Annotated in this window: 8 protein-coding genes; 7 read left to right on the top strand and 1 reads right to left on the bottom strand. The window is 64.9% G+C overall.

Annotated features, from left to right (window positions below):
- Positions 1-327 precede the first annotated feature (327 nt).
- The 7 genes from N4S67_RS27915 (at position 328) to N4S67_RS27885 (ending at position 6,177) form a co-directional block, all read left to right on the top strand.
- Complete coding sequence (locus N4S67_RS27915) at positions 328-858, top strand: carboxymuconolactone decarboxylase family protein (RefSeq protein WP_260996297.1); 531 nt, start codon at positions 328-330, stop codon at positions 856-858.
- Between the two features lie 7 nt (positions 859-865).
- On the top strand, positions 866-2,209 hold the full coding sequence (locus N4S67_RS27910; protein ID WP_260996296.1) for an aromatic ring-hydroxylating oxygenase subunit alpha: 1,344 nt from the start codon (positions 866-868) through the stop codon (positions 2,207-2,209).
- A complete protein-coding gene (locus N4S67_RS27905; RefSeq protein ID WP_260996295.1) occupies positions 2,202-2,531 on the top strand; it encodes a hypothetical protein in 330 nt (109 codons plus the stop codon). Before N4S67_RS27910 ends, N4S67_RS27905 begins: the two co-directional genes overlap by 8 nt.
- Positions 2,532-2,533: 2 nt before the next feature.
- Positions 2,534-3,802 carry a metal-dependent hydrolase family protein gene (locus tag N4S67_RS27900; protein WP_260996294.1) on the top strand — a complete coding sequence of 423 codons (1,269 nt, stop codon included), beginning with the start codon at positions 2,534-2,536 and terminating at the stop codon, positions 3,800-3,802.
- Positions 3,783-4,244, top strand: a complete 462-nt coding sequence (locus tag N4S67_RS27895; protein ID WP_260996293.1) for a nuclear transport factor 2 family protein — start codon at positions 3,783-3,785, stop codon at positions 4,242-4,244. Before N4S67_RS27900 ends, N4S67_RS27895 begins: the two co-directional genes overlap by 20 nt.
- Positions 4,241-5,365 carry an acyl-CoA dehydrogenase family protein gene (locus N4S67_RS27890; protein ID WP_260996292.1) on the top strand — a complete coding sequence of 375 codons (1,125 nt, stop codon included), beginning with the start codon at positions 4,241-4,243 and terminating at the stop codon, positions 5,363-5,365. Before N4S67_RS27895 ends, N4S67_RS27890 begins: the two co-directional genes overlap by 4 nt.
- Positions 5,366-5,427: 62 nt before the next feature.
- Positions 5,428-6,177 carry an acyl-CoA dehydrogenase family protein gene (locus N4S67_RS27885; RefSeq protein WP_260996310.1) on the top strand — a complete coding sequence of 250 codons (750 nt, stop codon included), beginning with the start codon at positions 5,428-5,430 and terminating at the stop codon, positions 6,175-6,177.
- Positions 6,178-6,200: 23 nt separating this feature from the next.
- Here the strand turns inward: N4S67_RS27885 and N4S67_RS27880 are convergent, their stop codons facing one another.
- Positions 6,201-6,983, bottom strand: coding sequence for an enoyl-CoA hydratase (locus N4S67_RS27880; RefSeq protein ID WP_260996291.1), 783 nt, complete (start codon positions 6,981-6,983; stop codon positions 6,201-6,203).
- Positions 6,984-6,994: the final 11 nt, after the last annotated feature.

Raw genomic sequence — 6,994 nt, 5'->3', positions numbered from 1 at the left:
GGCTCGACGATGTGATCATCAACGCTGATCAGGATCATGTCGTCTTTGTTCATGCCCGTTCCTTCTGTTGAGGTCTCCCGTAGTTGCAACGGTAGTCGCCCAGGGTTGTTCTCTACATGGGGAAACTATCTTCTCATGCTACGAGAATCAATGTCCGTTAACGAGTTCATGCCCTTCTGGCAGCGGCGTTGGACCTCGCACCGCACCGCTGTGACCGGCGGATCTGCCGCTTGGGATTGACCATGACCACGAAAGGTGGAAATCTATTGGCGAAATATGAGAACCTGATTCTCGTCTGAGAGAAGACGACGGAGAGGAGGCGGTTCAGTGCGAGTGCCCCCGCTGCCCGCGGACAGGTGGGACGACGCCGTCGACCACGCGCTCTCCGGCATGTTGCCCGCGGAGCGGCGCAACCCCGTTGACGCCGGCAACCTGCTGGCCACGCTGGTCCGCCACCCCACGCTGACTCGCTCGTTCCTGCGCTTCAACAACCATTTGATGTTCAGCTCGCCGCTGCCGGACCGATTGCGCGAGCTGGCGGTGCTGCGCGTCGCACACCGGCGTGACTGTGAATACGAGTGGCGTCATCACGTTCACATGGGCCGTGAGGTCGGCCTGACCGACGACGTCATCGCCGGAGTGCAGCGCGGCGAGGCCACCGACGAGCTCGACCGCGCGGTGTTGCAGGCCGTCGACGAACTCGAGGACAAGTCGAACGTCTCCGACGCGACATGGACGACGTTGTCCGCACACCTCGACGAGCGTCAGTGCATGGACCTCGTCTTCACGATCGGCTGCTATGGCGCACTCGCCATGGCCATCAACACCTTTGGCGTAGAACCCGACCAAGAGAGGTAAGACTGAAGTGTCATTTTTCCCCAAGCCGCCCGCCGGTAGCTGGACCGAGAACTGGCCCGAGCTCGGCACCGCGCCGGTCAACTACGAAGACTCGATCGATCCCGAGCACTACAAGCTCGAGCAGGAGGCGATCTTCAAGAAGACCTGGCTGAACGTGGGCCGCGTGGAGCGGCTGCCGAAGAAGGGCAGCTACTTCACCCGCGAAATGCCGTCGGCCGGCGCCGGAACATCGGTCATCCTCGTCAAGGACAAAGAAGAGACGATCCGGTGCTTCTACAACATGTGCCGGCATCGCGGGAACAAGCTGGTGTGGTCCGACTACCCGGGTGAGGAGGTGTCGGGCACCTGCCGCCAGTTCACGTGCAAGTACCACGCCTGGCGCTACGCGCTCGACGGCGACCTCACCTTCGTGCAGCAGGAAGGCGAATTCTTCGACCTCGACAAGTCGCAGTACGGCCTTGTCCCCGTCCGGTGCGAGGTCTGGGAGGGGTTCATCTTCATCAACTTCGACAACGACGCGATGCCGCTGCGGGAGTATCTAGGCGACTTCGCCAAGGGCCTCGAGGGCTACCCGTTCCACGAGATGACCGAGCACTACAGCTACCGCGCGGAGATCAACGCGAACTGGAAACTGTTCATCGACGCGTTCGTCGAGTTCTACCACGCGCCGATCCTGCACATGAAGCAGGCGGAGAAGGAGGAGGCCGAGAAACTGGCCAAGTTCGGCTTCGAGGCGTTGGCCTACGACATCAAGGGCGACCACTCGATGGTGTCGTCGTGGGGCGGCATGTCACCGCCCAAGGACCTCAACATGGTCAAGCCGATCGAGCGCATCCTGCACAGCGGCCTGTTCGGGCCGTGGGACCGGCCGAAGATCAAGGGGATCCTCCCCGACGAGCTGCCGCCTGCCATCAACCCCGGTCGGCACAAATCTTGGGGCACCGACTCTTTCGAGTTCTTCCCCAACTTCACGCTGCTGTTCTGGGCGCCGGGCTGGTACCTGACCTACCACTACTGGCCGACCGCGGTCGACAAGCACATCTTCGAGGCGGACCTGTACTTTGTCCCGCCGACGAACCTGCGCGAGCGTCTGTCACAGGAACTGGCAGCGGTGACGTTCAAGGAGTACGCCTTCCAGGACGCCAACACTTTGGAAGCGACGCAGACGCAGATCGGCACGCGCGTGGTCACCGATTTCCCGTTGTGCGACCAGGAGATCCTGCTGCGTCATCTGCACAAGACCGCCTGGGACTACGTGAACCGGTACAAAGAGGCCAAGGCCAACGGAAACGGCTCGGGAAACGGTGCCTCAGCCGTCACGTCCAGCGAGAAGGATCACGCGAATGCCTAAGTTGCCAGAAGAGTTCGCCGACCTCGAGCGATTCAGCGACTGGTGCCTGCCCACCGAGGAGGAGCGCTACTCCAAGCGGCTCAACTCGACCATGGAGGAGATGCAGGAACTCTACGACGCGGGCATGGCGCGGCTCGAGGACATCATGGTCTATGTCGACGCGCGTTTCCCGCTCGCGGGGATGCCCGACGACGCCAAGGCGCTGGTGCATCTGGGACAGTCGATCGTGATGGTGAGCTTCCCGGTCGAGGTGTGGAAGCAGCCGCGCGTGCTCGACAGCGGGGCCTCCTACATCCAGCTCATCAAGGAGCCGGTGGTCTGACGGTGGCACCGCCGGATTCTCTTCGCGCAAGCGGCTCATCGACGACGCTGCGGGCAGCGGGTCTACTCGACGTCGACGCCGGCGAGATCGTCCGGCCGGGCGTGGTTCGGATCTCCGGCGATCGCATCGTCGGCGTCGGCGAGGGGGCCGAAGGTCCGGACGACGAAGTCATCGACCTCGGGGGCGCCATCCTGCTTCCCGGGCTGATGGACATGGAAGTCAACCTGCTCATGGGCGGCCGGGGTGAGAACCCCGGACTTTCCCAGGTGCAGGACGACCCCGCGACCCGCGTGCTACGCGCCGTCGGCAACGCTCGACGCACGCTGCGGGCGGGCTTCACGACGGTGCGCAACCTCGGATTGTTCGTCAAGACAGGCGGTTACCTGCTCGACGTCGCGCTGGGTAAGGCGATCGACGCAGGCTGGATCGACGGGCCGCGGGTGATCCCCGCCGGGCATGCGATCACGCCGACAGGTGGGCACCTCGATCCGACGATGTTCGCCGCGTTCATGCCCGGTGCGCTGGAGTTGACTGTCGAAGAGGGCATCGCCAACGGCGTCGACGAGATCCGCAAGGCGGTGCGCTACCAGATCAAACACGGCGCGCAACTGATCAAGGTCTGCGTGTCCGGAGGCGTGATGTCGCTGACCGGAGAGGCCGGGGCACAACACTATTCGGACGAGGAGCTGCGGGCCATCGTCGACGAGGCGCACCGGCGGGGCCTTCGGGTGGCCGCTCACACACACGGCGCCGAGGCGGTCAAGCACGCCGTCGCCTGCGGCATCGACTGCATCGAGCACGGCTTCCTGATGGACGACGAGGCCATCCAGATGCTGGTCGACAACGACCGCTGGCTGGTGACCACGCGCCGACTGGCCGAGGCGATGGACGTGTCCAAGGCGCCGAAGGTGCTGCAGGACAAAGCTGCCGAGATGTTTCCCAAGGCCCGCACATCGATCAAGGCCGCGTACGAGGCTGGTGTGAAGATCGCCGTCGGCACCGACGCACCGGCCATCCCGCACGGCAAGAACGCCGACGAACTCGTCACCCTTGTGGACTGGGGAATGCCACCGGCCGCGGTTCTGCGTGCGGCCACGGTGGTGGCAGCGGATTTGATCGATAAACCCGATCTCGGCCGCATCGCCGAGGGATACCTCGCCGACATCATTGCGGTTCCGGGTGACCCCCTGACGGATATCAGCGTTACACGAGACGTCAACTTCGTAATGAAGGGCGGTAAGGTCTTCAAGAATGACACCAACACGAACTGAGGATCTCGTCGAGATCCAGCAGCTGCTCGCGAAGTACGCGGTCACCATCACCCAGGGCGACGTCGACGGCTTGGTGGAGGTGTTCACGCCGGACGGCACCTACAGCGCGTTCGGCGACACCTACACGCTGAACCGGTTCCCGGTCCTCGTCGATGCCGCGCCCAAAGGGCTCTTCATGACCGGGACAGCGCTCGTCGACCTGGTCGAGGGTGCTGACACCGCCACCGGGACGCAGCCGCTGTGCTTCATCGAGCACTCCAAGCACGACATGCGCATCGGCTACTACAACGACACCTATGTGCGCACGGACGATGGCTGGCGGCTGAAAACCCGTGCCATGACGTTCATCCGACGCAGCGGGGACCATGACCACGGTCGCCCGCACGCGATCGGCAGGCCTGCGCCCGATGTCGCAGGCCAAGCGGTTCCGGAAGCCCGATGACTGACCTTTTCGAGCCCGGCGCGTTCCGCACGGCGCTGCAGAACTGGCTCGCCGACAACGACCTGACTCCGCCACCCGGCGACGACTCGCTCGACGCACACCAAACCCAACATCTTCGCGTGCTCAAGGCGCTGTACAACGCGGGTTGGATGCGCTACGGATGGCCCGAGTCGGCAGGCGGTCTCGGCGGGCCGGACATCCTGCGCGCCATCGTCGGCGAGGAGATCGTCGGCCGCGGAATCGACCATCCCGGGCCCTACTCGATGCTCGACGTGCTGACCCCCACGATGATCGACTACGCGCGTCCCGAACTGGCCGCCGAGATGGTGCCGAAGCTGCTGTCCGGTCAGGAGTCGTGGTGCCAGGGATTCTCCGAGCCCGGCTCGGGCAGCGATCTGGCGTCGTTGACGACGCGCGCTGTGCAGCAAGGCGACACCTGGGTCATCAGCGGCCAGAAGGTGTGGACGAGTTTCGCGCAGTACGCCACTCGGTGCATCCTGCTCGCCCGCACCGGCGGGCCCGACGTCCCTAACCACCAGGCCATCACCGCGTTCTTCGTCGACCTCGACTCGCCGGGCGTGACTGTTCGGCCACTGCGCACCATGCACGACGTCGACGAATTCTGCGAGGTGTACTTCGACGATGTCGCGGTTCCCGCCGACCGAATGCTCGGCGAGCCCGGCGACGGCTGGAAGCTGGCGATGGACCTGCTGCCTTATGAGCGTTCGACGTGCTTCTGGCAGCGCATCGCCTACCTGTACTCGCGGTTCGACGCGCTGGTCGCCGAGGTGAAAATCCAAGGCCAGGCCATCGATTCGGAGATGGGCGAGGCGTACCTGGCCCTGCACACGTTGCGTTGCCGATCCAGAGCAACCCAACACCGACTGGGCAACGGCCAGAAGCTGGGTCCGGACACCTCGATCGACAAAATCCTGCTGGCAAGCGCCGAACAGCGTCTGTACGACACCGCACGGGATCTGCTACCGGGCGCCGTCGAACTCGACGACACCCCGTGGCGCACCGAATATCTGTACTCGCGCGCGGCGTCCATCTATGGCGGTACCGCAGAGGTGCAGCGCAACATCATCGCGCGTCGCCTACTCGACCTCGGAAGGGAGTGATCGTGGCCGCTGCCTCCGATGCCGAGTCGCTCGATCTACTCGAAGACGGACTGCGCAAGTCCATGCTGTCGGCCTCCGGTCCCGAACTCGACGCGGCGCTGACCGAACTCGGTTGGGCCGAGATGCTGTCCGACATGCCCGACCTCGCAGTGCCCCTGGTGTTCCGACTGCTCGGTGAAACAGGTTCGCACGCCTCGGTACTCGTCGACGTCGTGCTCCATGCGACGGGCAATGAGATCGGCCAGGACGTCGAGCTTCCGCTGCCGTATGCCGGCAACGCCTGGGTCGTGTGGGACCGCAGCGGTGCAAGTGACGGCACGACGCTCGGCGGTCTGCCGCTGCGACGCGAGGACGAGGGCTATCCGATCCGGGTGGCCGAGGCCCGTCTCGCGGTGGGTTGGTGGCTGGTCGGTTCGGCGCGGGCGATGCTGAACCTGGCGCGCCAACACGCACTCGACCGGGTGCAGTTCGGTCGGCCGATCGCCGGCTTCCAGGCCATCCGGCACCGACTCGCCGAGACTCTGGTGGCGATCGAGGGCGCCGAGGCGACGCTGACGCTGCCCGGGGTGGACAATCCCGACTTGACCGCGCTGCTGGCCAAGGCCGCCGCGGGTAAGGCGGCGCTGACGGCGGCCAAACACTGCCAGCAGGTGCTCGGTGGTATCGGCTTCACCGAAGAGCACGATATGCACCGGCACGTGAAACGAGTGCTGGTGCTCGACGGATTGCTGGGCAGCTCAAAGGAACTCACCCGGAGGGCAGGAGCGGGACTGCGGGCCCGCGGCTCGGCCCCGCGCCTGGCCAACCTGTAGCCCCTCCTGCCGCGACCCGTTCGCTACTTGATGTTGGCCTTCATCTCTTCGAGGTTCACCAGGACCGGCCAGCCGCCGACGCTCAACGCGTTACCGTGGCCGGTCTGGTGGATGTCGAACACCGACTGGATCGCCGCATAGAACCCCTGCACATCCAGCGTCTGGTTCACCGCACGCTTGGCCTGCCGCAGGGCGAACGGCGGCATCTTGGCGATCTGCTCGGCCAGCGCCCTGGTCTCGGCGTCCAACTGGTCGCGCGGCACCACGCGGTTCACCATGCCGGTGCCCGCGGCCTCTTCCGCCGTCATCGCGCGACCGGTGAACAGGATTTCCTTCGCCTTGCGCGGCCCGAGTTCCCAAGTATGACCGTGGTATTCGACTCCACCAATTCCCATCAGCACGACCGGGTCGGAGAATTGCGCGTCGTCGGCGGCGACGATGAGATCGCAAGGCCAGCACAGCAGCAATCCGCCGGAGATGCATCTGCCCTGCACCGCTGCGATCGACGGCTTCGGCACGTTGCGCCAGCGCAGCGTGTACTCGAGATAGCGCTTCGCCTCGTGCTCGATGATGAACTCCAGCGTGATCTTGTCCGGCACCGGTCCACCGCCGCGCAGGTCGTGGCCCGCTGAGAAGTGTTTTCCGTTGGCACGCAAGAGAATGACTGCGACGTCGGGATCTGCCGCGGCGCGCGTCCACGCCCCGTCGAGTTCGTCGAGCAGCTCGGGATTCTGGGCGTTGGCGGCCTCGGGCCGGTTCAGCGTGATCGTTGCGACCTTGTCGGCAGCCTCGTAGTCGATGTACATGGCGGTCCTCA

It is taken from the genome of Mycobacterium deserti (assembly GCF_025345615.1).
Lineage (GTDB): Bacteria > Actinomycetota > Actinomycetes > Mycobacteriales > Mycobacteriaceae > Mycobacterium > Mycobacterium deserti.
The sequence above is the reverse complement of the archived record's forward strand: the minus strand, read 5'-3'. Positions and strand labels throughout refer to the sequence as shown.